Source organism: Skermanella stibiiresistens SB22 (genome assembly GCF_000576635.1).
In the GTDB taxonomy this organism is placed as follows: Bacteria; Pseudomonadota; Alphaproteobacteria; order Azospirillales; family Azospirillaceae; genus Skermanella; species Skermanella stibiiresistens.
Map to the genome: position 1 here is coordinate 1 of NZ_AVFL01000154.1, position 294 is coordinate 294.

1 protein-coding gene is annotated in these 294 nt (G+C 73.5%); it reads left to right on the plus strand.

Features of this window, described 5'->3' with window-relative positions:
- The coding region (locus tag N825_RS35875) for a dihydrofolate reductase family protein (RefSeq protein ID WP_037462602.1) at positions 1–294 on the plus strand (294 nt) is incomplete at both ends.

Genomic DNA, 294 nt, shown 5'->3' on the forward strand with positions numbered 1-294 from the left:
TTCGGGCAGCCGCCCGCTGGCGGACCGCCTGAACAGCGCGCCCAAGCACGTGGCCACGCACCGGCCCGATGGCCTGTCCTGGCAGGGCAGCCGGGCGCTGTCCGGCGACCTGGCCGAGGCGGTGCGGGCGCTCAAGCGCCAGGGCGGGGCGGATCTGCTGACGTTCGGCAGCGGCGACATGGTGCGCCAGCTGCTGGCGGCGGATCTGGTGGATGATCTGTCCCTGTTGGTCTATCCGGTGATGCTGGGGCCGGGCAAGCGGGTGTTCGGCGACGACGCGCAGGCGCGCGCCTT